Raw genomic sequence first — 25,376 nt, 5'->3', positions numbered from 1 at the left:
CAACTTTCTCTTTTTTAATAGCGTTATTAAGGGCTGAACTGTATAATCCGCGGCCTATTATTTACCCTATTGCTTGTTTATTTTCGCAGTTGCTGCGCCCATAACCCTGTCAGTATTTTTCTAGGAATAATTCGTTGATTTCAACCGCAAATATCACCATGCAATTTGGTGCAGAGCCTCTGTTTGAGAACATTTCAGCTAAATTTGGTAACGGTAACCGCTATGGCCTAATTGGCGCGAATGGCTGCGGCAAATCGACCTTTATGAAAATTCTAAGTGGTGCTCTTGTGCCAACGTCTGGCAATGTGTCGATTGCGCCGGGTTTAAAGCTAGGTACGCTAAGCCAAGATCAGTTTGCGTTTGAGCAATACACTGTGGTTGATGCGGTGATCATGGGTGATGCAGAACTTTGGAAAGTTAAACAAGAGCGCGACCGTATCTACTCACTACCAGAAATGAGTGAAGAAGACGGTATGAAAGTCGCTGAGCTTGAAAGCATTTTTGCCGAAATGGATGGCTACACAGCAGAAAGCCGCGCGGAAGAAATTTTGATCCAAGCGGGTATTGAGCAAGGGTTTCATTACGGCTTAATGGCAAACGTTGCGCCGGGCTGGAAGCTTCGTGTGCTTTTAGCACAAGCGCTGTTTGCAAACCCTGATATTTTACTTCTTGATGAGCCAACCAATAACCTTGATATTCATACCATTACTTGGCTAGCTAACGAGCTTAACCAGCGTAAGTGTACGATGATTATTATCTCGCACGACCGTCACTTCTTAAACTCGGTATGTACACATATGGCCGATATCGATTACGGTGAGCTACGAATTTACCCTGGTAACTACGAAAAGTGGATCGAAGCTTCAAGCTTGCAACGCGAACAACTACTTGCTGAAAACGCAAAGAAGAGCGCTGAAATAGACGAGCTACAAGAGTTCGTAAATCGCTTTGGTGCCAATGCATCAAAAGCAAAATTAGCCAGCTCTCGTGCTAAGCGCATGGATAAAATTAAGCTTGATGAAGTAAAAGCATCAAGCCGTATTAGCCCGTCACTTCGTTTTGACGAAGGCAAAAAGATGTATCGCCAAGCATTAGAGCTTACTAAGCTAGGTCATGGTTTTGATGGCGAAACTCTGTTCAGCGGTGGTGACTTATTACTAGAAGCCGGCGCTAAGCTTGCGGTTATTGGTGAAAACGGTGTTGGTAAAACCACCCTATTACGCTGCCTAGTGAATGAATTACAAAGTAACGAAGGTGTGGTTAAGTGGTCTGAAAATGCCAGCATTGGTTATTGCCCACAAGATAGCAGCAAAGACTTTGATAACGACTTAACTTTATTTGATTGGATGTCGCAGTGGCGCACCGCTAAACACAACGATTTAATGGTTCGTGCTATGTTAGGCCGTTTATTATTTACCGCAGACGACGCTAACAAAAAAGCACGTAACTGCTCGGGTGGTGAAAAGAACCGCCTATTGTTTGGTAAGTTAATGATGCAAGACATCAACGTGCTCATTATGGACGAGCCAACCAACCATATGGATATGGAAGCCATTGAAGCACTCAATAACGCATTAAAAGATTACCAAGGCACACTTATTTTTGTGAGCCACGACCGTGAGTTTGTATCGTCATTAGCTACTCGCATCATCGATATTAAAGATCAACAGCTTATCGATTTTCAGGGAACGTTTGACGAATATATGGATCATGTCGCGCAACAAGCGCAATAACCCCCTCTTCAAATAGGTGAGCAAGTTTGCTCACCTATTTGTTTACGTTCAGTTACATAATACCTTTGACTGACTTACCTTATTTGGGTAATTTGCATTTCTTTTACACAGAAAACAACATTTTAAAGGATGTAAATGAATAAGCTACTTAGCGTATCGGCACTGACTCTGGCTCTAACAGCCTGTGGTGGCGGGTCATCAACAGACAAAAAGCCAGATGCAGAAGCGACAAAAAATACCGCCCCTACTCTATCTGGATCACTCACACTCTCTACCAAAGCACTTGAATCAGCCAACTTAGTTGTTGATATTAAAGATGAGCAAAACGACAGTGTGACAACCACGATTATTGATAAGCCACAGTGGCTAAGTGTCACGACCAGCAGCAATCAAGTGACTTTTAATGCTGAGCCGAGCCTATTTGAAGTAGCTAACCATTCTTTTACTGTAGAAGTGTCTGACGGTAAGGCAAGTAATCAATACACTTTAACCGTAAATGTCGCTGAAAACCGTGCAGCATGGCAACCTATTGAGCTTAGCAATAACGAAGTGATAGGTAACTGGCAATCAAGCGATGGCAGTGTACAGTTGGTATTTGCTAGCGAAGATGCAGGTGTAATCGCTCAAAATGGTGAGTTAAGTCGTTTTGAATGGTCGAACCCTGATGTCATTGCGTTAAATACCCAAGCGATTGATTGCTTGCATGAGTGTAATCAACAAGCCTTACTTGAAATGGAAGTGTTGGCTAAGCGCGATGATGCTATTCGTGTTGAGCTATTTAATGTTTCAACCGATAAAGGCGAAGTTGTCACCCTTTATAAATCAAATGCAGAGTTTAGCTCTGAGTACTACGCTGATGTGGATCAAAGCTCGTTCCACTCTGTTAATTATTTAAGTACAACGGGCGAGGAAAGTTACTTTGAAGTATCGCTAGCAAGCTATATTCCAACGGCTTCAGGAAGCACTACGTCGTATACTTATGCTGACTTTTCGGCAACGTTAGAGGGTAAAGCATTAAAAATTAACAGTGATACATTAGTTACGACTCAAAACACAAAGCAATTTAGTAACCTTGGTCATGAAGTAGATGTCGCATTTGATCTTAATCTAATTGATGCAGAAGTTATTGCTCAGTTTGATGACTTTTTAGTGCTAAAACTACGTCATGTTTTAACTTATAAAGATGAAAGTGCACAGAATATTATTAATGAATCAACCGAACTGGCTGAAGCTCTGCTAGAAAAAACATCGATTAGCGCACTTCGAAAACTTACCCCTGTTACAGTTCCTGAGCTGACAGTAGGTAAATCATATACTGGTCGTTTAAATAATAAAAATTCAGATACGGGCGAAGGTTTAACGTTCCGTTATGTACCCACATTTTTTACAATCACTGCAGCCGACACAGCAACGGTCACATTCAATACACCTAAAAGTACTGACTCATTTAAATGGCATTACAACTTAGACAATAACGGCGAAACCGTTAAAGTAATGGGTAATGGCCTAGAAACGAGCTTACAATTTTTCACTCAGCCTGATGGCAAAATGATCATGGCACGCGAGCGTAATAAAGAGCAGCGCCAAGCTCGCTTAGGGTATGAGTTCATAGAAGTAGTTGATGATTCAAGCATCACACTCGATGACTATAAGCATCTATTTAGCTACTTACGTCAAAATTATACCAGCAGTAGCCAGAAAATATACTGGTATATAAATGATGATGGTAAAGGCAGCTTCTATTATGCTGACCAATATGGCCTTGAAAATAGAGCTGACTTTACACCAAGTAGCTATTGGCAATTAGAAGCTGACAACAGCATTAGCTTTGCAATGATGTCGCAGTGCCCAAATGCAGTTGATTACGCTAGCTGTAAAGATGAAGTATTAGCAAATCAAGAAGTTGCCTATTCATCATTATTTAATTTCAAAATTCTTGCTAAAGACGGTAATAAATACCTTTTTGACCGCCTGTTTTGGCAAAGTACGTATGCTTACAGCGAAAGAGAATTAAAAGAGAGTATTTTTCAAAATAGCTATTGGTTTGGGATTGAGAAATAAAGTAGCTTACAGCGGTGCGCGAAACAAGTTTCACGCCTACTTTGTAGCAGCGGGTTTATCCCGCGTCATCAGCGAGTTCTGGGCGCTAGGACGCGATGTGAAATCGCTGCTACTTGTTCGGCGTTAAAACGCCACCTACATCTCGTCACTTTCCCCTTGTAACTCGCTAACTTCTCTAAATAAAAAAGGCCACACAGTTAAACTGTGTGGCCTTTGTACTTAACGGAATTTTAAATTAAATGTCGAAGCGGTCGGCGTTCATTACTTTCACCCATGCGTCGACAAAGTCTTTTACAAAACGTTCATTGTTGTCATCTTGTGCGTAAAACTCTGCATAAGAGCGAAGGATTGAGTTTGAACCAAACACTAAATCAACGCGTGTTGCTGTCCATTTAGTTGCACCTGTGCTGCGCTCAACAATATCATAAAGACCCTTACTTGTTGGCTTCCATGTGTAAGCCATATCGGTTAGGTTTACGAAAAAGTCGGTGCTAAGTTTGCCTACATTATCTGTAAACACGCCATGCTTAGAGCCGCCGTGGTTAGTGCCAAGTACACGCATGCCACCAACAAGAGCGGTCATTTCTGGTGCTGTTAAGCCCATTAATTGCGTACGCTCTAACATTAGCTCTTCTGCTGATACCGCGTAATCTTTCTTCAACCAGTTACGGAAACCATCATGAATTGGCTCAAGTACGTCGAACGAGTCTGCATCTGTCATCTCGTCTGTGGCATCACCACGACCCGGCGCAAATGGCACGGTGATGTCAACGCCCGCTGCTTTTGCTGCTTGTTCAACCGCTGCTGACCCACCAAGTACAATTAAATCGGCGAGGCTTACTGGTTTGCTTAAACCCGCTTTCACTGATTCCAGTGCGCTTAATACTTTAGCTAAACGCTCTGGCTCGTTACCTTGCCAATCTTTTTGCGGTGCTAAACGAATACGAGCACCGTTTGCACCACCGCGATGGTCTGAGCCACGGTAAGTACGCGCACTATCCCATGCTGTTGCGATTAAATCTGCTTGGCTTACACCACAGTTAAGTAGCTTGGTTTTAAGTTCGCTAATTTCGCTGTCAGATAATGTGTAATCAACCGCAGGGATCGGATCTTGCCAGATCAGATCTTCGCTTGGTACATCGGCACCCAAATAACGTGATTTAGGGCCTAGGTCACGGTGCGTCAGTTTGAACCATGCGCGTGCAAACACATCACTAAAGTATTCAAAATCATCGTTAAATCGCTCGATAATTTTACGATAGGTTGGGTCCATCTTCATCGCCATATCGGCGTCGGTCATGATGGGGTTTAAACGAATTGATGGATCTTCAACATCAACTGGTTTGTCTTCTTCTTTAATATCGATTGGTTCCCACTGCCACGCACCTGCAGGGCTCTTCTTAAGTTCCCATTCGTAGTTAAGCAATAAGTAGCAATAACCGTTATCCCACTTAGTTGGATGAGTAGTCCACGCGCCTTCGATGCCCGAGGTCATGGTATCGCGGCCAATACCGCGTGAGTTGTGGTTGTTCCAACCAAGACCTTGTTCAAACACATCCGCGGCTTCTGGCTCAGGGCCAACGTTTTCTTCGCTACCATTACCATGGGTTTTACCCACGGTATGACCACCAACTGTAAGTGCGGCAGTTTCTTCGTCATCCATTGCCATACGGGCAAAAGTTTCGCGAACTTGTTCTGCTGTTTTAAGTGGATCAGGGTTACCATTCACCCCTTCTGGGTTTACGTAAATTAAGCCCATTTGTACCGCTGCTAATGGGTTTTCCATGGTATCTGGTTTTTCAATATTCGAGTAACGCTCGTCACTTGGTGCTAGCCATTCTTTTTCAGCGCCCCAGTAAACGTCTTTTTCAGGATGCCAGATATCTTCACGGCCCCCCGCGAAACCAAAGGTTTTTAAACCCATAGACTCATAAGCCATATTACCGGCTAGGATCATTAAATCGGCCCAAGAAAGCTTGTTACCGTATTTCTTTTTAATTGGCCAAAGTAAACGACGTGCTTTGTCTAAGTTTGCGTTGTCTGGCCATGAATTTAATGGTGCAAAGCGTTGGTTACCTGTACCGCCGCCACCGCGTCCATCCTCTAAACGGTATGAACCCGCTGAGTGCCACGCCATACGGATCATTAAACCACCGTAATGGCCCCAATCAGCTGGCCACCATTCTTGGCTTTCGGTCATTAAGTTTTTTAAGTCGGTTTTAACGGCTTCAAGATCAAGAGATTTGAATGCTTTAGCGTAATTAAAATCTTTGCCGTAAGGGTTCGTTTTGCTGTCGTGTTGGTGAAGAATGTCGAAATTGAGTGCGTTTGGCCACCAGTCAGTATTTGATTGAGCGGTGACAGTGTTACTACCATGCATTACTGGGCATTGGCCCGTTTTTCCATTACTCATTGCTTGCTCCTCATAAGCTTAAAATACGACGAAAGCTAGTTTACTTAGCATCATCATAAATAAAGATTTCTATTGGTTTTGAATAACTAATAACTCAAAAGTTCCTGTTGTTTAAAACTATAGGAGCACTACATAAATAAAGCTAGATCTTGAACATGGTTTTAAATCGATTGATTCGATAGAAAAATACGATTTGATTCATTTTACAAAACAGTCCATTTTATAAAGGTCTTTTTACTGCGAGTAGCCCTTATGAAAACAATTAATCCTGATGTTGCTAGACAATTAAGCATTAACTTTTTTATCGCCAATTTACCTATTTTAATGTTAACAGGGCTGGTAGTTGCTTCGCTTGTGGGGTTAACGTTTAGAAGCTCATTATTGTTTTGGCTGACGCTATTGGTTACACCTTTAAGCATTAATTATTTATACTCGAAAAAACGCATAAAGCAGTTTTGCAAAAACAACAAGTGCACCGATATATCATGTCTCGCTAAGCAAACTGATTAATTTTTAATTTTATTACCCAGTCACCAGATTATTTAGCCCTCAACTTGTATAAATATTAATTAGTTATGCGAGTTTTATAGGCAGTTTAAAATTAACTGTCATGCCATTAGAAGGTGAACTCGCAGCACTCACTTCACCTTGTAATGCTTGCGTTGCAAGGTTATAAACGATTGACATTCCTAATCCACTTCCACCTGAGCCGCGCTTCGTAGTAAAAAAGGGCTCAAACACTTTATGCAAAGTTTCTGTATCCATGCCATGGCCATTATCTTTGTAGCAAAGCAAATAAACACCTTGTGCTTCGTCAATATTAACCGATATGTTTATTTGGTTGTCTTGGCGTCCAACAAAACCATGAACGCAACTATTATTAACCAAATTCATTATGATTTGACTCAAAGCTCCTGGGACTGTGATCAACTCAAAGTCATCGACACAATTCACATTTACACTGACGTTATGGCTACGGGTTAAAGGCATTAAGCTGTGTAGAATGTTTTCTAAGTAGTCTTTAATGTTGGTTTCTAATAAATCGAGTGAAGATTGATCTACTGCCGTTTGTTTAAAGTCGCTGATTAATTTTGCTGCTCGCTCTAAATTAGTGAATGATATTTTAAAACATTCGTTTAAATGATTAATACTCTCTATCAGCGCAGCCTTAGTTAACGTATTTGACTGTATAAGCTTATCAACTTCAGAGAGTTTGTCTTTTGCCGAACTGTTTGCAGTCACCGCGATACCTATTGGCGTATTAACTTCATGTGCAATTCCAGCAACCAGATTACCCAATGAAGCCATTTTTTCTGCTTCAATTAGTTTTTCTTGCATCTCGGTAAGTTCAGATAAGGTTTTCTCGAGCGTTCGAGTGCGTTCAACAACACGCTCCTCTAGGTGCTGATTAGCGCGTTCAAGCTCTGCGTTTATACGTTCATTTTCTTGTGCTGATAGCGCTCTGCCGTATAGATCTGCTAATGCGCCTATAAATGAGCATTCATCTTCTGTCCAATGTCGCTCACTACCAATGTGCTCACAACAAAATATACCGATCATTTTTCCTTTATAGCGAATTGGTGCATCGAGCATAGCGCCAATATTAAGTGGTGTTAGGTAGCTTTCGCTAAATTCGTAGGTAGCAGGATCAGTATGCGCATCAACCGCTGTTATTGTGCGTTGCGTATCAAGTGCTTTGAAATAGTCAGGGTATGCGTCCCGGGGAAGCACTAGCATTTGAATTTCTTTACCATTTTCTCTGTCGAGTAATAAACGGCACTCTATTGCTGTATTTTCTTTATTAAGTAACCAAATGCCGGCACGCCCGATTTCGAGTCCATCGAGTACAGCATTAAGGATTAGCCGTTCAGCTAATTCAACATTTCCACTATCGAGATCAGACGAAATTGATACACCATAAAGCAGTTGTACTAGTTGCTGGCGCATATTCTCACCTTTTAGTTTTAGTATCCTTTAAGTTTAGACGAACAAACTCAATATCGCATATAGATTAATTTTTTTTAGAAACTCTTTAAGTATTAAGTAGTTGTTCAGATAAAAATGAGTATATTGTACCTAACTCCTGTTGATACCCCTTACGACTTTATGTTGTTTAAGCAGTTTGGCCAGCTCTCCCCCGAGCTGGTTTTTTTTGCCTAGTCCCTAGTGCTCACGCATGTTACAGTTACCTCAGTAATCACCAAAAATTAATATGTTATGCGTTATACCCTAATTTTAATCACTTTTTTAATGAGCTTTAGCCCATTTGTAGCAGCTCAAAATGAGCCACAAAACCGCCCAGCATTAACTGAAGCAGAGCAACAGCAAGGACTCGATAAGCTTCAAGAACCTATGTATAAACCATTGTTAGAGCGCTATATTCTTGATGAATTAAAAGCGGTGCGCCAAGACCAACAAAAACTACGCGAAGATGTGACAAAACAAGTTGCTCATACACAACTTGATACTGCCGACCGTGCATTAACTTATACAACCGACACCATTAATAATGTGTTTTTCATTATTACCATTACCGCTTCAATCTTGGTCTTAGTCGGTTGGAATTCCCTACGTGATGTGAAAAATAAAGTAGAAGATATTGTTAATACACGCGTGAGTGCGATTACAAAAGAATATGAAGAGCGCCTAAAAGTACTCGAAGAAAAACTACGTGAGCGATCTGAAGAGATCTTATTAAACCAACAAAAGATCTCAATCACCAATGAAGTTCATTCTTTATGGATGCGTGCCAATTTAGAAAGCGATGTTGCGAATAAGATTGAGATTTTTGACGAGATCTTAAAACGTAAACCAGAAGACGTAGAAGCCATTGCCTATAAAGCAGATGCTCTGTTAGAAATTAACGAAACAGGTGAGGCTATCGAGCTTTGTAATCAAGCATTAGAAATTGATAGCGACTACGGCTACGCATACTGGCAACGTGCTTGTGCCTATGCATTACTACACAAACACGCCGATGCAATGGCTGATATTCGTATGGCTCTTGAATATTCTCCTAACCTACGTAACGAGCTATTACACGAAAGCGCGTTTGCCAGCCTACACGACAACGACAGCTTTAATTCGTTGTTAAATGAATCGGCATAGCCGAACCCCATGTAGCAGCGGGTTTATCCCGCGTCATAGGTACTAGGGTTTAGGTTTTAGGCGCTGGGAGATGTAAATCGCTGGTTTCTAGTCTTTAGAGGTCAGATATTAGATATCAGCCGAAATGTGGGATTATTAAGGTCGATTGTTCTTCTCAGCATTCGACCTATTCACTTTCCAGGTAGGTTGGGTCGAGCGGAGCGACACCCAACATATAGAGACGATCAGACGCGCGAAACAAGTTTCACGCCTACATGTAGCCGCGGGTTTATCCCGCGTCATAGGCGAGTTCTAGGTCCTAGGCGCCAGGACGCGATGTAAAATCGCTGCTACCTCGTACCTCGAAACTCGCTAACTTTACTCTCGCTAACTTGAACCCACTAACTTAATCCCCCTCTATTGCAAAAAAACCAAATACCGCTAAACTAATCATTAAGTATCTAATGATTAAAAAAGTAATCAATATGCGTTCTGAACAGGCTGCAAAAATGGCACAAAAGCTGGGCGATTTGATACGCCAGCACCGAACACTTCATTATACGCAAAGTACATTTGCGAAAATGATTGGGGTATCACGTTCAACTGTACAAAAGTTGGAGCAAGGTGATGTTGTGAAAAGTGACATTCTTTTTGAAGCGCTGGTTGTACTTAACTTACAGGGATCGCTTCTCGATGAAATAAATGAATTAGCGGCCGACGTAGGTGGATACAATGCTCGCCAACGCAAACGAAATTCACCACAGGAAATCAATGATGACTTCTGAGTGCTATGTTTTTATAGATGGTTTAGAAGAAAAACCCGTTATCTGTGGTTACTTTAAATTAGATAATCAATCAGGTCGCGGTGAGTTCAACTATGGTAAGAGCTATTTAGCCCGAAGCGATGCCTTTGCTCTAGATCCAATACATCTGCCATTAAAATCGGGGATTTTCAGTTACAGCGCAAACAGAGGTGTATTTGGCGTATTGAGTGATGCAGGAGCTGACTCGTGGGGGCGCAAGTTAATTCTTTCGCTTCATACTACAAAACCCAAAAACGAGTTAGAATTTTTATTAGCTGGGTCTGGATATGGCGTAGGAGCGCTTGTTTTTAGCCTCTCGCGAAGTGCCTCAAAGCATAAAACTAACAAAAACACCTTGTCTGATTTAGCCTTGCTAGACCAAGCTAAAGATGACTTGCTGGCGAATAAAACAATTTCTGATGAAGCTAAGAAAGCATTTGAGTTTGGCCAAAGCATGGGGGGAGCTAGACCAAAAACTTCTATACAAATTGACAACAAACTCTACTTAGCAAAATTCAATCGCCAAGATGATTTATTCAATCTAGTCAGAGCTGAACATGCTGCAATGAAAATGGCGGAACAGCTTGGTATTCGAACGGCTCCTACCTTTATTCATAAAACACATACCGGTGATGTGCTACTTGTTGAGCGGTTTGATGTTAGTAATGGGTTACCAACACACCACTTTTTAAGTGCGAATAGCTTACTGCAAAAACCCAAAGTTGCTATGAGTGATCTTTCAAGTGACTACTCATATGGTCAATTAGCTGAATTTATAAGGCATCAAACAATGCAAAATGCAGGTGATGCTGAAGAGTTGTTTAAGCGAATGGTGTTCAATGCGTATATTGGTAATACAGATGATCACACTCGCAATCATGCATTCCTATATTCATTTTCACAAAAAAATTGGCGATTAAGTCCAGCCTATGACATCACTCCAATAAACAACTCAAAACAACATGGTCTTGGCTTTGGTGATGATGGCCGTTATGCAAGTAAAAGCAATTTTTTATCTCAGGCTAAGCGATTTGGGTTAGCAAATTCAGCAGCAAAAAACATCATTAAAGAGATTGAAGAATATTGCAAAGATTGGCCGACTCACTTTAAACATTTTGCAGACGTTAGTGATGAAGATATCACCCGTTTAAAAGGTGTAATTCCTGAAATTAATGAAGATTAATAGCGCGAAACAAGTTTCACGCCCACATGTAGCAGCAGGTTTATCCCGCGTCATAGGCGCTGGGATTTAGGTTCTAGGACGCGATGTAAAATCGCTGCTACCTCATATCTCGAAACTCGCTAGCTTGAACCCACTAACTTTCACCCATAAAAAAAGAGCAGCTGGGCTGCTCTTTTTCTAGCGGAAGAATAACACTTTGGTTATTTTACCATTTTCTATTTTATAACTAGTGACAAATTCAGCTCGCTTATCAACCACCTTAGGGTCTTGTGAACAAGTCTCTGATAGCTCATGGTCAATCACAATATTTCCATGCACAATTCGTTTAATTGGAGACGATTTTATACATTTAAGCTTTTTAAACATGATGCCATAACGAGCTATAAGCTTTTCTTTCCCTGTGAACATTAACTCATTTGGGAATGTGTAAAACTCGACGTTTTCATCATACATTTTAATAAATGCATCAATATTACGAGCATTATATGCTGCTATTAATTGCTCAATTACAGCGATTGATTCTCGTGACTGACGCGCTTTTTCTTGTTGCTTGGCTGTTAGCGCCTCTTTTGCTTGCTTTACGGCCTTTTCAGCCTCATCAACTGCTTGCTGCTTTTCTTCAACTGTTTTTGGTTGCTCGGCAGGTGTAGGCGTTTGAGTACCGAGTACTTTACTATCATCAACTTCTGCGACCTCTTTCTTAGATTCAGAAATTACTTTTTGCTCTGTTACTGGCTTTTCTTCAATAAACTCTAAACTAGGTACGTCTTTCTTTTCGGCTTTTTGTTCATGGCTAGTTTGAGGCTCGGCTTGTTCAGTGGTTTCTTCACTAGCAAATGACTGCCAAGAGAATAATAAACTAATTGCCAAAAATAACGGTTTCATACTTTTCCTAAATACATCATGCCTGATTTAAGGCGTTAAGGTAGCAAATTCTCACAGTTTGGCATAGTTTTTTACCAATATTGCTCAACGGTGATCTGCCCAGGCTCACGACGTCTGTTGCGGCTAAAACCAAGCTCTAACAAAATGGCCGTGGTATCTTTTACCATTTCTGGATTACCGCAAATCATGAACTGTGTCGAGTCAGGTTTAACAGGAAGCTCTACTACATCAAATAAGCGACGGTCTTTTATTACGTCAGTGATCCGGCCATTAAAACCGATTGTGGCTGACTCTCTGCTGACTACAGGTGAGTAGTAAAGATTTGGGTACTGCTGCTGTAGTGCTTTAATGCGCGCTTGATAACTTAAGTCCTCATTAAAACGAACTCCATGCACTAAGTGAACATGCTCAAACTTTTGCCACACTTCGCCCTGCTCTAATATTGATATAAAAGGCCCAAGCGCAGTACCTGTACTCAGCATATAAAGCTGCTCACTGCTTGGCACTTCATCAAGGGTAAAAAAGCCTGTCGCGCGGCGCTCTATAGTCACTGAGTCACCCGGCTTTAATTGCGCAAGTTGTTGAGAAAGTTGACCGTCTTTAACATTAATCAGATAAAATTCGAGGTCGGGATTATTCGGCGCATTAACATAAGAATATGCACGTGCAACCCGTTTATCACCCACTTGCATAGCAAGCTTTGTAAACTGCCCTGCTACAAATGGTTCAACATCGGCATTAACAATTAAGCTAAATAGTGAGTCGGTCCACCATTTAACATCTTTAACTTTAGCTTCAACCCAATTAGACATACACATCCTTAATTGTTGTTCCTCTACTAAAAGTGGCAACAATTGCTTGAATTTTCAAGTTTTAAGGGGCGGTTGCGAGCATAAATACATAGTCATAAAAAAAGCCGCATAAATGCGGCTTTGAGGTTAGTCTCACTTCACTTTGGGCGTGTTTCCAAATTTCAGTGAATACGTTACCAAGGAACTTATTTAAATTGATTCCAAAGCAATTTTAACCATTTCGTTAAAGGTGCTTTGACGCTCTTCACTTGGTGTTGCTTCACCAGTGATTACGTGGTCACTTACAGTAAATAGTGCCATCGCTTTTGCGCCGTATTCAGCGGCTACGCCGTACATGCCAGCTGTTTCCATATCAACAGCAAGTACGCCTAGCTTGTCTAATTCTTGATAGAATGTGTTATCTGCTTGGTAGAATGTATCTGTTGTAAATACATTACCTACTTTTGCTTCAATGCCTAATTCTTTTGCTGCGTTTACGCCGTTAAGTAGTAAACCGAAATCAGCAATTGCGGCAAAGTCGTAACCACGTACGCGCGCACGGTTTACGTTTGAATCTGTGCTTGCACCTTGTGCAAAGATAACGTCACGGATTTTGATATCGCTACCAATACCGCCACAGGTACCAATACGAATTAGATTTTTAACGCCGTAACTAACGATCAATTCACGGGCATAAATTGACATTGATGGAATACCCATCCCAGAACCCATAATACTCACTGGCTTACCTTTGTAGGTACCGGTAAAACCATACATATTACGAACGCCTGTTACTTGTTTTGCGTCATCTAAAAAGTTTTCAGCAATGTATTGAGCGCGAAGCGGATCACCCGGCATTAATACCGTTTCTGCAAATTCGCCTACATTGGCGCTGATATGAGGAGTACTCATTATTGGTTTCCTTTTTTGTTCGCTAATAGCTTGTCGTTAAAGCTATCACCGTATTCAAGTGCAGGAAGATTAAACCACTGGGCAAGGGTTTGACCTATGTCTGCAAAACTAGCTCGTTCTCCAAGCGGGGTGTTTGTCATTCCCGGTTGGTATGCAAGTACTGGCACGTATTCACGTGTATGGTCAGTGCCTGCTGCTGTTGGATCACATCCGTGATCGGCCGTGATAATTAACACATCATCACTATTTAGCTGATTTAAGATGGTCGGTAGGTAATCATCAAACTCTTTTAATGCTTTAGCATAGCCAACTGCATTACGGCGATGACCGTACTTTTCATCAAAATCAACTAAGTTTGTAAAAATCAAACTATGGTCAGGTGCGCTTGCGATTACTTCTGAGGTTTTCTCAAGCAAGTTCATTAGCCCTGGCGCTTTGTATTTTTGGGTGATGCCTTGGTGCGCATAGATATCGGCAATTTTACCAATACTGATCACTTCACCGCCGTCTTGCGATAATTTATCAAGCAAGGTTGGCGACGGAGGTAACACCGAATAGTCACGACGATTGCCTGTACGGGCAAAATCGTCACGGCTCGAACCCAAAAATGGCCGCGCAATCACTCTTCCTATGTTCATTTCATCAAGCAGCGCCCGTGCGATTTCGCAAACCTGATAAAGTTTCTCCAGTCCAAATGATTCTTCGTGCGCGGCTATTTGAAACACGCTATCAACTGAGGTGTAGCAAATCGGCATACCGGTTTGCATATGCTCTTCACCTAGCTGTTCTAAAATGGTCGTTCCTGAGGCATAACAGTTACCTAAAATGCCAGGAATCTCTGCGCGAGCAATTAGCTCATCAACAAATTCTTGTGGAAAACACGGCTGTGTGTTTGGGAAATAACCCCAATCAAATAACACAGGTACACCGGCCATTTCCCAGTGTCCTGAAGGCGTGTCTTTACCACTTGATAACTCTTTAGCGTAACCCCATGCGCCAATAGGTGCTTGGCGGTCACTGACTAAACAAGGTTCTTTACCTGCGGCTTCGCATGCATCAGCTAAACCTAAACGGGTAAGATTAGGAAGCGATAAGTGCTCACCAGTTTCTTCTGCATAGGCTTTAAGTAAATGAGCGAAGGTATTTGCACCTACGTCACCAAACTTTTCTGCGTCAGGTGCTGCGCCAATTCCTAGGCTATCTGCCATTAAGATGAGTGCTCTTGCCATGGGTACCTCGTTATCAATATGTGAATACTTTATATGCTCTTTGAATTTTTGGTACAGGACATAAGTCCTGTTTCATAAAACGGAAACATTATAAATTTGCATTTCTAAGCGAAGCAAAAGAGATTAATCGTGTCTTTTTTGCTATTGTGATCTACCTAACAATGTTTCCTTCTGTGTGGGCGAGAACTTTAGTGACACGAACAATTATAGCTATTGCTGGCGCATCTGCGTCGGGCAAGTCTCTTTTTAGCAAGACAATTTATAACGAATTAGTCAATGAGCTTGAACCGGGCGCGATCGCAGTGATCGAAGAAGATGCTTATTACAAAGACCAGTCGCATTTGCCGTTTGACCATCGAACGCAAACCAATTACGACCACCCTGATGCTTTCGAGCATGAGCTTTTGCATGAGCACTTACTTCAATTGCGCGCTGGAGAATCAGTAGACGTACCAACTTATGACTATGCAATGCATACCCGAAGCGATGAAACGCGTCGAGTGGCACCTGCAAAAGTACTTATCGTTGAAGGTATTTTGCTACTGAGTGATCCGGCACTTCGAAAAGAATTTGATATTAAGGTGTTCATTGATACACCGTTAGATATCTGCCTTATGCGCCGTATGCAACGAGATATGGAGCAGCGTGGCAGAACATTACAGTCCGTTGTTGATCAATATCAAGCGACAGTGCGACCTATGTTTTATCAGTTTATTGAGCCATCTAAGCACAAAGCTGATCTCGTAGTCACACGCGGCGGTATGAATCGCGTTGCCATTGATATAATTAAAAGTAAAATAAAATATTTACTGCAACAATAACAACGGGAAACAGTCAGTATGACAACATTTATGAGCTTAGTAGGCATTGTTGTGCTACTAGGCATTGCTTTTGCGGCTTCAACGAACCGTAAAGCAATTAATTTAAGAACTGTAGGCATCGCCTTTTTACTTCAAGTGTTAATTGGTGGCTTTGTCTTGTTCTTCGAAGTGGGCAAAAACGTACTGGCAAGTATGTCGCGAGGCGTCTCATCGGTTATTGGTTATGCCAATGACGGAATTAGCTTCTTATTTGGCTCACTGGCATCGCAAGATACCCTAGGGTTTATTTTTGCGATACAAGTATTGCCCGTTATCGTGTTCTTCTCAGCACTCGTTGCTGTGTTGTATCACATCGGGGTGATGGATTGGATAATCAAGATTCTAGGTGGTGGCTTACAAAAGCTATTGAAAACCTCGCGCCCTGAATCGCTTTCTGCAACCGCCAATATTTTCGTTGGTCAAACAGAAGCACCATTGATTGTTAAGCCATTTATCGCCAGCATGACTAAGTCAGAGCTATTTGCGGTAATGGTAGGTGGCCTTGCTACCGTAGCAGGTTCTGTTATGGCAGGTTACGTAACAATTGGTGTAGAGCTTAAATACTTAATTGCAGCCAGCTTTATGGCGGCACCAGGTGGTTTCTTAATGGCAAAAATGATTGTGCCAGAGACCGAAACACCAAAAGAAGATTTAGCTGATTTAGACGTACAAGAAGAAAAACCGGTAAACGTAATTGATGCTGCCGCATCAGGTGCCGCAAACGGTATGCAACTAGCACTGAACGTAGGTGCGATGTTACTTGCTTTCGTAGCACTTATTGCACTTCTAAATGGGTTATTAGGCGGTATTGGTGGTTGGTTTGATCATCCAACATTAACGCTACAAGAAATTTTAGGTTACGTATTCGCTCCAGTTGCATGGTTATTAGGTGTACCTTGGGACGAAGCAGTAATCGCAGGCAGTTTTATAGGTCAGAAGGTTGTAGTTAACGAATTTGTTGCTTACCTCGACTTTATTAATTATCGCGATACGTTAAGTGCGCACACACAAGCGATTGTCACATTCGCGTTATGTGGGTTTGCTAACTTATCATCGATAGCAATTTTACTAGGTGGATTAGGCGGTATGGCGCCTAGTCGGCGAAAGGATATCGCACGCTTAGGGCTCAGAGCAGTGTTAGCAGGATCTATGGCTAACCTCATGAGTGCAGCAATTGCAGGTTTTTTCCTCTCGCTAGCTTAGAAACTTAATGAGATGAGCCGTAGTTGCAAAACAATAGGATAGGACTTTAAGGGGTTAAAGGTCTATCTGACTTGAACGATACTTCACCAAGGGCCGCAAGGCCCTTTTATCGTTTTATGTGCTAAGATTTATTTACTAAATCCTTTTAAGTGCATAAATGAACTATTTTAGAATTTATATACTAACCTTTTTCTTAAGTTGGCCAGCCCTTTGCAAGCCGACCCTAACCGTTGTTACCGAACTATCACCGCCCAATCAAACCTTGATCAATAACCAAGTTGCTGGTAAAAGCACTGAATTAGTAAGAGCTATTTTTGCCAAAGCAAACTTAAATGCCAATATAGAGCTCTACCCTTGGGCCCGTGCTTATAATATGGCACTAAAAAAGCCGAATACTTTCATTTACAGCATGGCTAAAACTCCAGAGCGTGAACATCATTTCTATTGGATTGGTGAAGTAGCCACCTATGAAATGGGCTTTGTGAAATTAAGCGAACGCCGCGATATAAACATCACCTCTAATGAGCAAGCCAAACAATACAAGATAGCAGTTCAGCGTCATGACTTAGCAGCACAACGCTTAACTGAGCGCGGTTACACTGTTGTGTATACTTCAGACATCAATAAGTCATATCAGTTGTTGATGTCGGGGAAGGTTGATTTAATCATTGACGATAAAAACTATATCGCCGCTATGGCTAATGAATTAGGCCTTGATGAATCGCGCTTACACTTTGCCTTTGCAATTGATTTTTTAGCGATGAAAGGGTTCCTAGCTGCAAACAAAAATACTAACCCACACCATATCAATGCATTAAAAAATGCGTTTGCTGAGATTCAGGCATCAACGCTATATAGTCAGGTCATGCGAACAAATAGGCCTTAAGTAAGAGCAAGAAAAATTCGTTATTTGCTACTCTGAACAACCCCCAGTGCCTTTTACACTGCACCATGATAGTAGTACTCAGCTACCGATAGCTTCAACGGCTAACGATGACTAATAAAAATTATTTTGTATTGGTATTACTATATTGCTCAATAAAAAAGTCTAACTTACCCTGAGCAATTAGCTTTTCGTAACTTGATTGCAAACGTTCAACTACATCGATGGGTATGTTTTTATTTAATGCTAAATAATTCCCTAATGTATCGTTAAGAGGAAGCTCAACTAGCTTAACGACTTCTCGTCCAGGGTGCCCGTATTGAGTTAGCTGATAATCAAATGATAGATCTGAACCAATAATTAGCTCGATTTTATTTTTGAAAAATAAATTAAGACACTCATAACTATGACTCACTTTCAGCAAATTTTTACCATCACTAAAACCAATTGTTTCTACAAATTGCTCATAGATACTATTACGCACAACACATAGGCTATGTTCTTTTACCTGGGGTAGATCAAGTGGATTAATACGCTCATTTGATTTTAATCTATAAAAGAAATTTCGCGATGAGGCCAACGGCCCTACCCAGTTAAATAGCTTTTCTCTTTGCGTAATTCGGGCTGTAGAGACTAACCCTGACAAGGGCTGTTGTTGCGCCAAGTGGAATGCTCTTGACCAAGGTAAGAGCTCAAAATTGCACTTAATTTTGGCATCGATGCACATGGCCTTAACAAACTTTAAGTTAATACCCTCTAAATGCCCTTTATTTGAGAAGTTATATGGCGGGAAATGCTCGGTGTAAATGGTGACACTTTCTTTTGCAAACACTACAGGTGCAAAGCTTAGGCACGCTAACAACAAATATTTTAAAATAATTAATACACTCTAATGACACAGCTGCATTAAATATAGAAATATTAACTAGTCCAGTCAATTTTTAGACATAAAAAAAGCAAGCCGTAGCTTGCTTCTTCTCTATTTTACTTTTCAGTAAAATTATAGCGGCTTGATGTTGTCCGCTTGAGGGCCTTTTTGACCTTGTGATAGAGTGAACTCTACACGTTGGCCTTCAGCTAAAGTTTTGAAACCTTCAGATTGGATAGCGCTGAAGTGAGCGAAAACGTCTGGACCATTTTCTTGCTCGATGAAACCAAAACCTTTAGATTCGTTAAACCACTTAACTGTACCTGAAACAACGTTAGACATAGTCATATTCCTGATATAAAAAATTAAATATTGCCCGTAGTGGGCGGGTGTAGCAAAAAATCAGATGGAACTTAAAAACTTCAGGACGGTACTACAAGTATTACTTATACAACAACGAAATAAAGATTTATTAATTACACGCTTTTTAGCTACCGCTCACTATATAGAGTTGCCAGAATATGTCAAATACTATCGTTTGCTAGGCTATATAAACAGGGCACTTAAGCTACTTTAAAGTAACTAAAACAGTCCTTAAAACTCAAACTCAAGTGCTAAACGAAAGCTGTGATCTTTGCCCGATTGACTAAGTTCACTAATAAAACCCGCTTCCCATTTTAACTGGCGTTTAGGGCTAAATCTGTGTAGCCCAATAAAGCCTGGACCAACCCCAAAAAAGTCCTCTCCCGCATAGATTTCTATCGATGGTTGAAAGGCTGAACGATAGCGATAACGGTATTGTAAGCGAAACTCGCTTTCCCACTCGTTTGCAATATCAGCGCCCCATTCATACACTAAAAATGCGTTCATAGTCAGGCTTGTACGGCCAAACTCTTTTTCCCATAAAAACCCAGTTGTTGCTTCGTATGCATCGATATTATGCTGCTTTTCAAGCTCAAATAACGCTCCCCAATCGGCCCATAAACGGCCTTGCTCAACCAGCTGCCAACGTAACTCAAGCTCATACGAAGATAAGCCAAAATCACCGTTATCATCTCGTTCGCCAACTAAGTAGCCCTCAAGACTCATGGTGTCGTTAATTGCGCCACCAAAGCCTGCACGCTGTGCAAGGACATTACCGTTATCGGTTTGCCGAGACACTAAACGCCACTCGACCTCACGTTCAAACGGCATCACATAAGGGTGATATACTTTATCAACCACCATGCCATCTGCCTGCGCGACTTGGCTGACACTTGCTAACAACAAGCAACTTAAGCTAATTATTAAGAACCGCATACTGGCTCCTCTGTCTTTTTAATTTTTAAAACGCGCGCTAAGGCAATAAATACTACAGCAGCAATAACATACACCCAGAGCGCAGTTTTACTCGGCGTGGCTTCGTAGCCCACTAAGGCTTTTAATACGCGCCCAAGCTCTGAGTTTTCAACTAAAAATCCACGCCAATCTAAATAATTTGAGGTCACGTCTAGTAAGTCGACCTGACTTGCTAAATCGAGAAATATCAATAACTTTGCTGTTGCATTAAAGGCAAGCAGCACGACTAAAGGCTGCACACCTGCACGTCTGACGATACTTTCCAGTAAAAAGAACAATAACACACCAAAACTAATACAAATGCCCACACCTAAACATGTACCGAGTATCAATGGCTCAGCGGTATCTTTACTGTGCCAAAAGCTGACCAAATAGATCATGTAATGGCTTAAATACAAGGTCATGGTTGCAATCAAGGCCAGTGCAGCCGCCGTTTTTCGATGCTGACAACTCATTAGTGCAGCGACAAAAATCATTATACACAGCAGCATTTGTATGAACTCTAAGCCTCGGTGATCAAATAACTGACTCAGCCAAGCAGCGGCTTGTACAAATACTAAGCTCATCAGGGTACCAATAACGGCATAAATACTCAGCTGGCGCTGACTTAAAGGCACGATCAAACTCAAAAGCACAGCTAAAATAACCACAGGTAAAAGCTGATTAATGCTCATTAATAAACTAGTTATCAGCATCATTCACCTCCGTAGCCACGACAGTTCCTCTGGCTGTATTAGGCGAAAATTCTCCAAAAAAATCATAACGTCCAGGGCTGAGCGGTCCGATATAAATGACACTCTTACGACCTGGGTAGAGCACTTTTTCACGGTTTAAGTCAAAGCTATCGAACTCTTCTGGGGTATCATCTTGGTTTTCGATAACTAATCGCAGCTTTTTATTGGCAGGTACTGTTATTTCAGCGGGGTAAAACAAATGATCTTTTAAAATCAGCTTGTACTCTTTGGCATAGGCAAGCCAAGACGACATACATAGTAGCAGCATAGAAAGCGCTAAAATCCATTTATTCACTGACATCTCCTTGCATAAAAGAGACACTCACTCGCAAGCCACCAAGGTGACTATCTGCTAAAGCAATATCAGCATTATAAATCGAGACTATGTGTTCAACAATGGCCATACCAAGCCCGGCTCCTTGTTCACCTGATGGATGTTTATCACCACCCACACGGTAAAAGCGGTTAAAAATGCGCTGTTTTTGAGCTTCATCAATACCTGGACCCGAGTCATCTATTTGCCAAATAAAACGATTATTTTCGGTTTTCAGCGTAATACAAATTTCTCCCATAGCTGGGGTATATTTTATGGCGTTACTCAGTAAATTGCCAAACAAAGTAACTAAGGTGAATTCGTCACCGGCAATGATAAAATCATCGCCATCAATGCTTATGGTATGCTCTTTTTCGTCAATACGATCATAAAGTTGTGCAACAACTTGTTGGCTAATTTCTAACACCGACACGGGGCTAAATTGCGCTTGCCATTGCTCTGGATAAGTACGCCCCAAAATCAGCATTTGCTCAACGATATTGTTCAGTTTATCAACGCCTTTTTCCATCGCATCAAGCTCAACACTCTCAACACCTTGAGCCACTAAATTATGCACATTGATTTTTAAACTACTGAGCGGGGTACGCAGTTCATGGGCCGCATCAGAAGCAAAAAAGCGCTCTCGTAAATAGGCACTTTCAACCCGTTTGAATAGATCGTTTAAGCGGCTTATTACGGGTTTTATTTCTTGCTCTGGGGTTTGCCAAGGGATTGCAGTAAAGTCATTTGCTTGACGATGTTTAAGTTGATTTGATAACCGAGTTAGTGGCGCAAGCCCTTGTTTTACAAACACACTAATAAGGAGGGCAAGGATAGGCACACTCCACAACAGCGGCGTCATGGCCGATAGAATCACGGTTTCGGTTAGCGCCACACGTTTACTCAAAGGCTCAGCAATAAGCACCCGCTTATTACCTTCGCATAAGCGATACACTTTGACGCGTTGCCCAGCCAAGTTCTCAACACTAAACCCGGTTTGCCACTGACTTTGATTGCTAGGGCTATGCTGCAATGATTTTGAGCTTGAGGCCAAGCTGTCATCAACCCAAACTTGAAATAATAACTGCGGTAAATCACTCGTATAAGCTGGAGTTTCTTTACTGAGTGGCTGCTCGATTAACACATGTGCCAGCGTTACCAGCTCGTTATCGAGCAGTGCTTCAGCCTGATTCATACTTTCACGGTAACCTTTAGTAAATGCCAAAAAGCAGGTTAAGATCACCATAGACAATATAAGTAGAGTCAGCCTTTTACGAATTGACACTAGCGTTTACCCACCACATAACCAATGCCGCGCAAGGTTTTAATAAACTCTTTTGGGAATTTTTTACGCAAGTGATGAATGTGTACTTCGATGGTATTAGACCCCACCTCTTCGCCCCATTCGTACAGTTTACTTTCTAACTGCTGTTTTGATTGCACGCGACCTTGGTTTTCTAGCAAGGCTTTAAGGAGCATAAACTCTTTGCGCGGCAAGTTTACTGGCTCACCTTGAAAGCTCACGGTAAAAGCGGCGGTGTCCATTTCAACATCACCGACTTTTAAAGTGCTGGTCTGAGCTTGGGTCACACGCCTGCTGGCAACCCGAAGACGTGCAAATAATTCTGCGGGATCAAAAGGCTTTGCTAGGTAATCATCAGCACCTAAATCAAGCCCCATGACTTTATCATCAATACTGCCCCGAGCCGTTAAAATCACCACGGGCAAGTTTTTACGATGCTTTTTGATGTGTTTTAAAATGTCGATGCCATCACCGTCTGGTAGTCCTAAATCAAGGACTACCAGCTCAATTTCATCATTTTTCAGCCATTGCATCGCTGACTTAACGGTCGAACTATGTTCAACACTGTATCCTTGTTGACGTAAAGAACGACACAGGCCTTCTGCCACTAAGTGGTCGTCTTCAACGAGCAATAAATGCATAGTTTATCTCTTTATTTTTTTCTCTACCTTAGCCAATAGCTTAGTAATTTCTTGTTGGCGGTAAAGATCTGCTTTTGGTCTATCAGGGCGTGCTGGCGCTTGCTGTGCAACCAATAAAAACTCTCTAGCTGATTTATACTTGCGCTCGTCATATAGGAATGACGCATATAAATAGTTGCTATCGATACCACGCGGGTTTAATTCAAGCGCTTGCTTAAACAATTTTTTCGCTTCATCGTCATCACCAAACCCAATTGGCCAACCAGGTACTTTACCGTATAAGGTTGCAAGGCTCGTGTATGCTGAGCCATCAAGCGCTTTTGGATCTAGGCTTAGCGCTTTTTCAAATTGTGCTTTCGCATCTTTTGCAAGACCTAGCGCGCCTAAACCTCCTTTCGCCCCCGCATAGCTCGATAGCACAATACCGTACCAAATATGGCTGGCTGCTTGCTGGTCGTTCGCTTTTGTAAACTCTGCGGTTTCGCTCGCTAATTTTTCGAATGCATCTAACTGCGCATCGTCAACTAATTCGTAATTAACCACTGCCCACTGCTTTTGCACCGAACTTAAATCGCTATTAAAGTCGGCTTTTGCAGGCACAGCCATGATAACACCTAACATCATTAGGGCTTTTAAATTTAGTTTAGTCATAATCATTCACCTTAATCAATTTAGTTGGCAAAAAAACTTTTAATTTTAGGAAGTTGTTTTGCTATTGCGTTATCAACAAGTGATGGAAATGCGCCGTTAATACGGGCAAATAATGTTTCTGGAAAACCAATAAAACGACGTCGTTTTTTTGATTTAATTAAATCTATTAATGCATCAGCCACTTTTTCTGGCGGATCCATTGTGTTACCCAGCTCTTTGTTCATCGCACGTACTTGCGGCGAATTAATTGCGGTGTCAGTCGCACGAGGCGCTAAATACAATACTTTGACATCGCTGTGGCTGAGCTCTCTAGCAAGGGCTTCGGTCATCCCTCTTAGGCCAAACTTGCTAGCGCAGTACAAGGTTTGATATGGATAACCAATGCTGCCAAACGACGAACCAATATTGACAATCGTGCCTTTATTGCGGGTCACTTGTGGTAAAAACAGCTGACATAATTTAATAGGCACATGCAGATTAATATTTAACAGGTGATCAATTTGCTGCTCGCTAATTTCACTAAACCCCTGCATTACATTAACGCCTGCGTTATTGATTAGTAACGTTGCCCCGCCAATTTGCTGAGCAAACTTAGCAAGGTCATCGCGAGATTCACTGTTACTTAGGTCAGCCTGAAAATACTCAGCATCATTGCCACATTCCAATTGCAGTGCAGCAAGTTGCTTCACATTTCGACCAACAAGTAATAAACGCCAACCTTCTTTTGCAAGGCGAAGGGCAATAGCACGGCCAATCCCCCCTGTTGCACCGGTTAGCACACATACTGGGCTACTCATGCGCTTTGCTCCAAGTCAGCCTCGCTAAAGAAAGGTTCTGAATCGAGGTCACGGAAAATATTGCCGTACAATTTATAAAAACATTTTGCGGCGTGAATGATGGCTTGCTGGTCGTCCTCGTTATCAATTTTGTTCATGAGGTTTTCGAAAAACTTCACATGCTCAATATCCAGTGCACCGTGCGAAGTAAGGTAGGTAAACGCCTTTTTAGGTAAGCCTACAGCCTCACGAATTTGCCCTGCTGCATTATCGGCTAATGCAATCGAAGTACCTTCAAGCACATGAACCATGCCAAAGAATGCTAATGGGTTTCCGCGATTAATTGCATCATAGGCATACGACACCATTAATTCGGTCGAAAACTGTGGACGAGAATGACGCACTTGCTCTTTATCAAAACCACAGGCTGCAATATCGTTTAGCACCCATTCTTGGTGGCCTAACTCTTCTTCGATGTATTCTGCAACAGCTTCGCGCAGCCACTCTTGTTTATCGCTCAGCTTTGCACCGACTGCCATCAACAGTGGTACTGTGTGCTTAACATGGTGATAAGCTTGCGTTAAGAACGATGCATATTCACTTAGGCTTACTTCACCTTTAAAAACGCGGCCAATAATCGGCGCAGCTAAAAGGTAGTCACGCTCTGTTTGTGTTTCGGCTTGTAATGTATTGAAAAATTGACTCATGC

General features: G+C 41.7%; 24 protein-coding genes. 8 read left to right on the top strand and 16 right to left on the bottom strand.

The window, feature by feature from the left end:
- Positions 1-134: 134 nt before the first annotated feature.
- Complete coding sequence (locus IRQ78_RS01735) at positions 135-1,733, top strand: ABC-F family ATPase (RefSeq protein ID WP_138600151.1); 1,599 nt, start codon at positions 135-137, stop codon at positions 1,731-1,733.
- Positions 1,734-1,868: 135 nt separating this feature from the next.
- The gene (locus tag IRQ78_RS01730) at positions 1,869-3,794 is read left to right on the top strand and encodes a hypothetical protein (RefSeq protein WP_138600150.1); all 1,926 of its coding nucleotides are present in this window, start codon (positions 1,869-1,871) and stop codon (positions 3,792-3,794) included.
- A gap of 235 nt (positions 3,795-4,029) precedes the next feature.
- On the opposite strand, the gene katG is transcribed toward IRQ78_RS01730, so the two are convergent.
- Both katG and IRQ78_RS01720 read right to left on the bottom strand, forming a co-directional pair.
- On the bottom strand, positions 4,030-6,207 hold the full coding sequence (gene katG, locus IRQ78_RS01725; protein WP_138600149.1) for a catalase/peroxidase HPI: 2,178 nt from the start codon (positions 6,205-6,207) through the stop codon (positions 4,030-4,032).
- 573 nt (positions 6,208-6,780) lie between these two features.
- Positions 6,781-8,154, bottom strand: coding sequence for a GAF domain-containing sensor histidine kinase (locus IRQ78_RS01720; protein ID WP_138600148.1), 1,374 nt, complete (start codon positions 8,152-8,154; stop codon positions 6,781-6,783).
- A 270-nt stretch (positions 8,155-8,424) separates the two neighbouring features.
- On the opposite strand from IRQ78_RS01720, the gene IRQ78_RS01715 reads away from it, so the two are divergent.
- The 3 genes from IRQ78_RS01715 to IRQ78_RS01705 all read left to right on the top strand — a co-directional run bounded on the left by IRQ78_RS01715 (position 8,425) and on the right by IRQ78_RS01705 (position 11,280).
- Complete coding sequence (locus tag IRQ78_RS01715; RefSeq protein ID WP_054553406.1) at positions 8,425-9,315, top strand: tetratricopeptide repeat protein; 891 nt, start codon at positions 8,425-8,427, stop codon at positions 9,313-9,315.
- Positions 9,316-9,779: 464 nt separating this feature from the next.
- A complete protein-coding gene (locus tag IRQ78_RS01710) occupies positions 9,780-10,079 on the top strand; it encodes a helix-turn-helix transcriptional regulator (protein ID WP_054553620.1) in 300 nt (99 codons plus the stop codon).
- Positions 10,069-11,280: a type II toxin-antitoxin system HipA family toxin gene (locus IRQ78_RS01705; RefSeq protein WP_194441401.1), complete on the top strand. Its 1,212-nt coding sequence runs from the start codon at positions 10,069-10,071 to the stop codon at positions 11,278-11,280. Before IRQ78_RS01710 ends, IRQ78_RS01705 begins: the two co-directional genes overlap by 11 nt.
- 177 nt (positions 11,281-11,457) lie before the next feature.
- Here IRQ78_RS01705 and IRQ78_RS01700 read toward each other — a convergent pair whose 3' ends face one another.
- The 4 genes from IRQ78_RS01700 to IRQ78_RS01685 all read right to left on the bottom strand — a co-directional run bounded on the left by IRQ78_RS01700 (position 11,458) and on the right by IRQ78_RS01685 (position 15,097).
- Positions 11,458-12,165 (bottom strand): nuclear transport factor 2 family protein, encoded by a 708-nt coding sequence (locus IRQ78_RS01700; protein WP_054553404.1) that lies wholly within the window; start codon positions 12,163-12,165, stop codon positions 11,458-11,460.
- Between the two features lie 71 nt (positions 12,166-12,236).
- On the bottom strand, positions 12,237-12,977 hold the full coding sequence (locus IRQ78_RS01695; RefSeq protein WP_054553403.1) for a ferredoxin--NADP reductase: 741 nt from the start codon (positions 12,975-12,977) through the stop codon (positions 12,237-12,239).
- Between the two features lie 189 nt (positions 12,978-13,166).
- Entirely contained in the window at positions 13,167-13,868 is a 702-nt protein-coding gene (deoD, locus tag IRQ78_RS01690) for a purine-nucleoside phosphorylase (RefSeq protein ID WP_036972525.1), read from the bottom strand.
- The gene (locus IRQ78_RS01685) at positions 13,868-15,097 is read right to left on the bottom strand and encodes a phosphopentomutase (RefSeq protein WP_194441178.1); all 1,230 of its coding nucleotides are present in this window, start codon (positions 15,095-15,097) and stop codon (positions 13,868-13,870) included. Before IRQ78_RS01685 ends, deoD begins: the two co-directional genes overlap by 1 nt.
- A 191-nt stretch (positions 15,098-15,288) precedes the next feature.
- Between IRQ78_RS01685 and udk the strand changes: the two genes are divergently transcribed.
- The 3 genes from udk to IRQ78_RS01670 all read left to right on the top strand — a co-directional run bounded on the left by udk (position 15,289) and on the right by IRQ78_RS01670 (position 18,046).
- Positions 15,289-15,918, top strand: coding sequence for a uridine kinase (udk, locus tag IRQ78_RS01680; protein WP_138618998.1), 630 nt, complete (start codon positions 15,289-15,291; stop codon positions 15,916-15,918).
- A gap of 18 nt (positions 15,919-15,936) precedes the next feature.
- Positions 15,937-17,160: a NupC/NupG family nucleoside CNT transporter gene (locus IRQ78_RS01675; protein ID WP_054553401.1), complete on the top strand. Its 1,224-nt coding sequence runs from the start codon at positions 15,937-15,939 to the stop codon at positions 17,158-17,160.
- 157 nt (positions 17,161-17,317) lie between these two features.
- Positions 17,318-18,046, top strand: coding sequence for a substrate-binding periplasmic protein (locus tag IRQ78_RS01670; protein WP_082389269.1), 729 nt, complete (start codon positions 17,318-17,320; stop codon positions 18,044-18,046).
- A gap of 121 nt (positions 18,047-18,167) precedes the next feature.
- Here the strand turns inward: IRQ78_RS01670 and IRQ78_RS01665 are convergent, their stop codons facing one another.
- The 10 genes from IRQ78_RS01665 to IRQ78_RS20550 all read right to left on the bottom strand — a co-directional run bounded on the left by IRQ78_RS01665 (position 18,168) and on the right by IRQ78_RS20550 (position 25,374).
- Positions 18,168-18,875 (bottom strand): substrate-binding periplasmic protein, encoded by a 708-nt coding sequence (locus IRQ78_RS01665; RefSeq protein WP_082389280.1) that lies wholly within the window; start codon positions 18,873-18,875, stop codon positions 18,168-18,170.
- A 168-nt stretch (positions 18,876-19,043) separates the two neighbouring features.
- Complete coding sequence (locus IRQ78_RS01660) at positions 19,044-19,253, bottom strand: cold-shock protein (RefSeq protein WP_119852743.1); 210 nt, start codon at positions 19,251-19,253, stop codon at positions 19,044-19,046.
- Positions 19,254-19,505: 252 nt separating this feature from the next.
- The gene (locus tag IRQ78_RS01655) at positions 19,506-20,210 is read right to left on the bottom strand and encodes a hypothetical protein (protein ID WP_138600143.1); all 705 of its coding nucleotides are present in this window, start codon (positions 20,208-20,210) and stop codon (positions 19,506-19,508) included.
- A complete protein-coding gene (locus tag IRQ78_RS01650) occupies positions 20,198-20,947 on the bottom strand; it encodes an iron transporter (protein WP_228482471.1) in 750 nt (249 codons plus the stop codon). Before IRQ78_RS01650 ends, IRQ78_RS01655 begins: the two co-directional genes overlap by 13 nt.
- Positions 20,931-21,251: a cupredoxin domain-containing protein gene (locus IRQ78_RS01645; RefSeq protein ID WP_171041562.1), complete on the bottom strand. Its 321-nt coding sequence runs from the start codon at positions 21,249-21,251 to the stop codon at positions 20,931-20,933. Before IRQ78_RS01645 ends, IRQ78_RS01650 begins: the two co-directional genes overlap by 17 nt.
- A 19-nt stretch (positions 21,252-21,270) precedes the next feature.
- Positions 21,271-22,581 carry an ATP-binding protein gene (locus IRQ78_RS01640; RefSeq protein ID WP_194441177.1) on the bottom strand — a complete coding sequence of 437 codons (1,311 nt, stop codon included), beginning with the start codon at positions 22,579-22,581 and terminating at the stop codon, positions 21,271-21,273.
- A complete protein-coding gene (locus IRQ78_RS01635) occupies positions 22,581-23,240 on the bottom strand; it encodes a response regulator transcription factor (RefSeq protein WP_138600140.1) in 660 nt (219 codons plus the stop codon). The genes IRQ78_RS01640 and IRQ78_RS01635 overlap by 1 nt, the downstream gene beginning before the upstream one ends.
- Before the next feature lie 3 nt (positions 23,241-23,243).
- A complete protein-coding gene (locus IRQ78_RS01630; protein ID WP_194441176.1) occupies positions 23,244-23,891 on the bottom strand; it encodes a tetratricopeptide repeat protein in 648 nt (215 codons plus the stop codon).
- A 20-nt stretch (positions 23,892-23,911) separates the two neighbouring features.
- Positions 23,912-24,688, bottom strand: a complete 777-nt coding sequence (locus IRQ78_RS01625; RefSeq protein WP_054563176.1) for an SDR family oxidoreductase — start codon at positions 24,686-24,688, stop codon at positions 23,912-23,914.
- A complete protein-coding gene (locus tag IRQ78_RS20550) occupies positions 24,685-25,374 on the bottom strand; it encodes a TenA family transcriptional regulator (protein WP_199528887.1) in 690 nt (229 codons plus the stop codon). Before IRQ78_RS20550 ends, IRQ78_RS01625 begins: the two co-directional genes overlap by 4 nt.
- Positions 25,375-25,376 lie beyond the last annotated feature (2 nt).

It is taken from the genome of Pseudoalteromonas simplex, assembly GCF_015278155.1.
Classification (GTDB): Bacteria; Pseudomonadota; Gammaproteobacteria; order Enterobacterales; family Alteromonadaceae; genus Pseudoalteromonas; species Pseudoalteromonas simplex.
The sequence above is the reverse complement of the archived record's forward strand: the minus strand, read 5'-3'. Positions and strand labels throughout refer to the sequence as shown.

Bases quoted from the DNA above. Each gene is read 5' to 3' on its own strand.
- IRQ78_RS01730 (WP_138600150.1), top strand. From the start codon at position 1,869: ATGAATAAGCTACTTAGCGTATCGGCACTGACTCTGGCTCTAACAGCC.
- katG (WP_138600149.1), bottom strand. From the start codon at position 6,207: ATGAGTAATGGAAAAACGGGCCAATGCCCAGTAATGCATGGTAGTAAC.
- IRQ78_RS01720 (WP_138600148.1), bottom strand. From the start codon at position 8,154: ATGCGCCAGCAACTAGTACAACTGCTTTATGGTGTATCAATTTCGTCT.
- IRQ78_RS01715 (WP_054553406.1), top strand. From the start codon at position 8,425: ATGCGTTATACCCTAATTTTAATCACTTTTTTAATGAGCTTTAGCCCA.
- IRQ78_RS01710 (WP_054553620.1), top strand. From the start codon at position 9,780: ATGCGTTCTGAACAGGCTGCAAAAATGGCACAAAAGCTGGGCGATTTG.
- IRQ78_RS01705 (WP_194441401.1), top strand. From the start codon at position 10,069: ATGACTTCTGAGTGCTATGTTTTTATAGATGGTTTAGAAGAAAAACCC.
- IRQ78_RS01700 (WP_054553404.1), bottom strand. From the start codon at position 12,165: ATGAAACCGTTATTTTTGGCAATTAGTTTATTATTCTCTTGGCAGTCA.
- IRQ78_RS01695 (WP_054553403.1), bottom strand. From the start codon at position 12,977: ATGTCTAATTGGGTTGAAGCTAAAGTTAAAGATGTTAAATGGTGGACC.
- deoD (WP_036972525.1), bottom strand. From the start codon at position 13,868: ATGAGTACTCCTCATATCAGCGCCAATGTAGGCGAATTTGCAGAAACG.
- IRQ78_RS01685 (WP_194441178.1), bottom strand. From the start codon at position 15,097: ATGGCAAGAGCACTCATCTTAATGGCAGATAGCCTAGGAATTGGCGCA.
- IRQ78_RS01675 (WP_054553401.1), top strand. From the start codon at position 15,937: ATGACAACATTTATGAGCTTAGTAGGCATTGTTGTGCTACTAGGCATT.
- IRQ78_RS01670 (WP_082389269.1), top strand. From the start codon at position 17,318: ATGAACTATTTTAGAATTTATATACTAACCTTTTTCTTAAGTTGGCCA.
- IRQ78_RS01660 (WP_119852743.1), bottom strand. From the start codon at position 19,253: ATGTCTAACGTTGTTTCAGGTACAGTTAAGTGGTTTAACGAATCTAAA.
- IRQ78_RS01655 (WP_138600143.1), bottom strand. From the start codon at position 20,210: ATGCGGTTCTTAATAATTAGCTTAAGTTGCTTGTTGTTAGCAAGTGTC.
- IRQ78_RS01650 (WP_228482471.1), bottom strand. From the start codon at position 20,947: ATGATGCTGATAACTAGTTTATTAATGAGCATTAATCAGCTTTTACCT.
- IRQ78_RS01645 (WP_171041562.1), bottom strand. From the start codon at position 21,251: ATGCTGCTACTATGTATGTCGTCTTGGCTTGCCTATGCCAAAGAGTAC.
- IRQ78_RS01635 (WP_138600140.1), bottom strand. From the start codon at position 23,240: ATGCATTTATTGCTCGTTGAAGACGACCACTTAGTGGCAGAAGGCCTG.
- IRQ78_RS01630 (WP_194441176.1), bottom strand. From the start codon at position 23,891: ATGACTAAACTAAATTTAAAAGCCCTAATGATGTTAGGTGTTATCATG.
- IRQ78_RS01625 (WP_054563176.1), bottom strand. From the start codon at position 24,688: ATGAGTAGCCCAGTATGTGTGCTAACCGGTGCAACAGGGGGGATTGGC.
- IRQ78_RS20550 (WP_199528887.1), bottom strand. From the start codon at position 25,374: ATGAGTCAATTTTTCAATACATTACAAGCCGAAACACAAACAGAGCGT.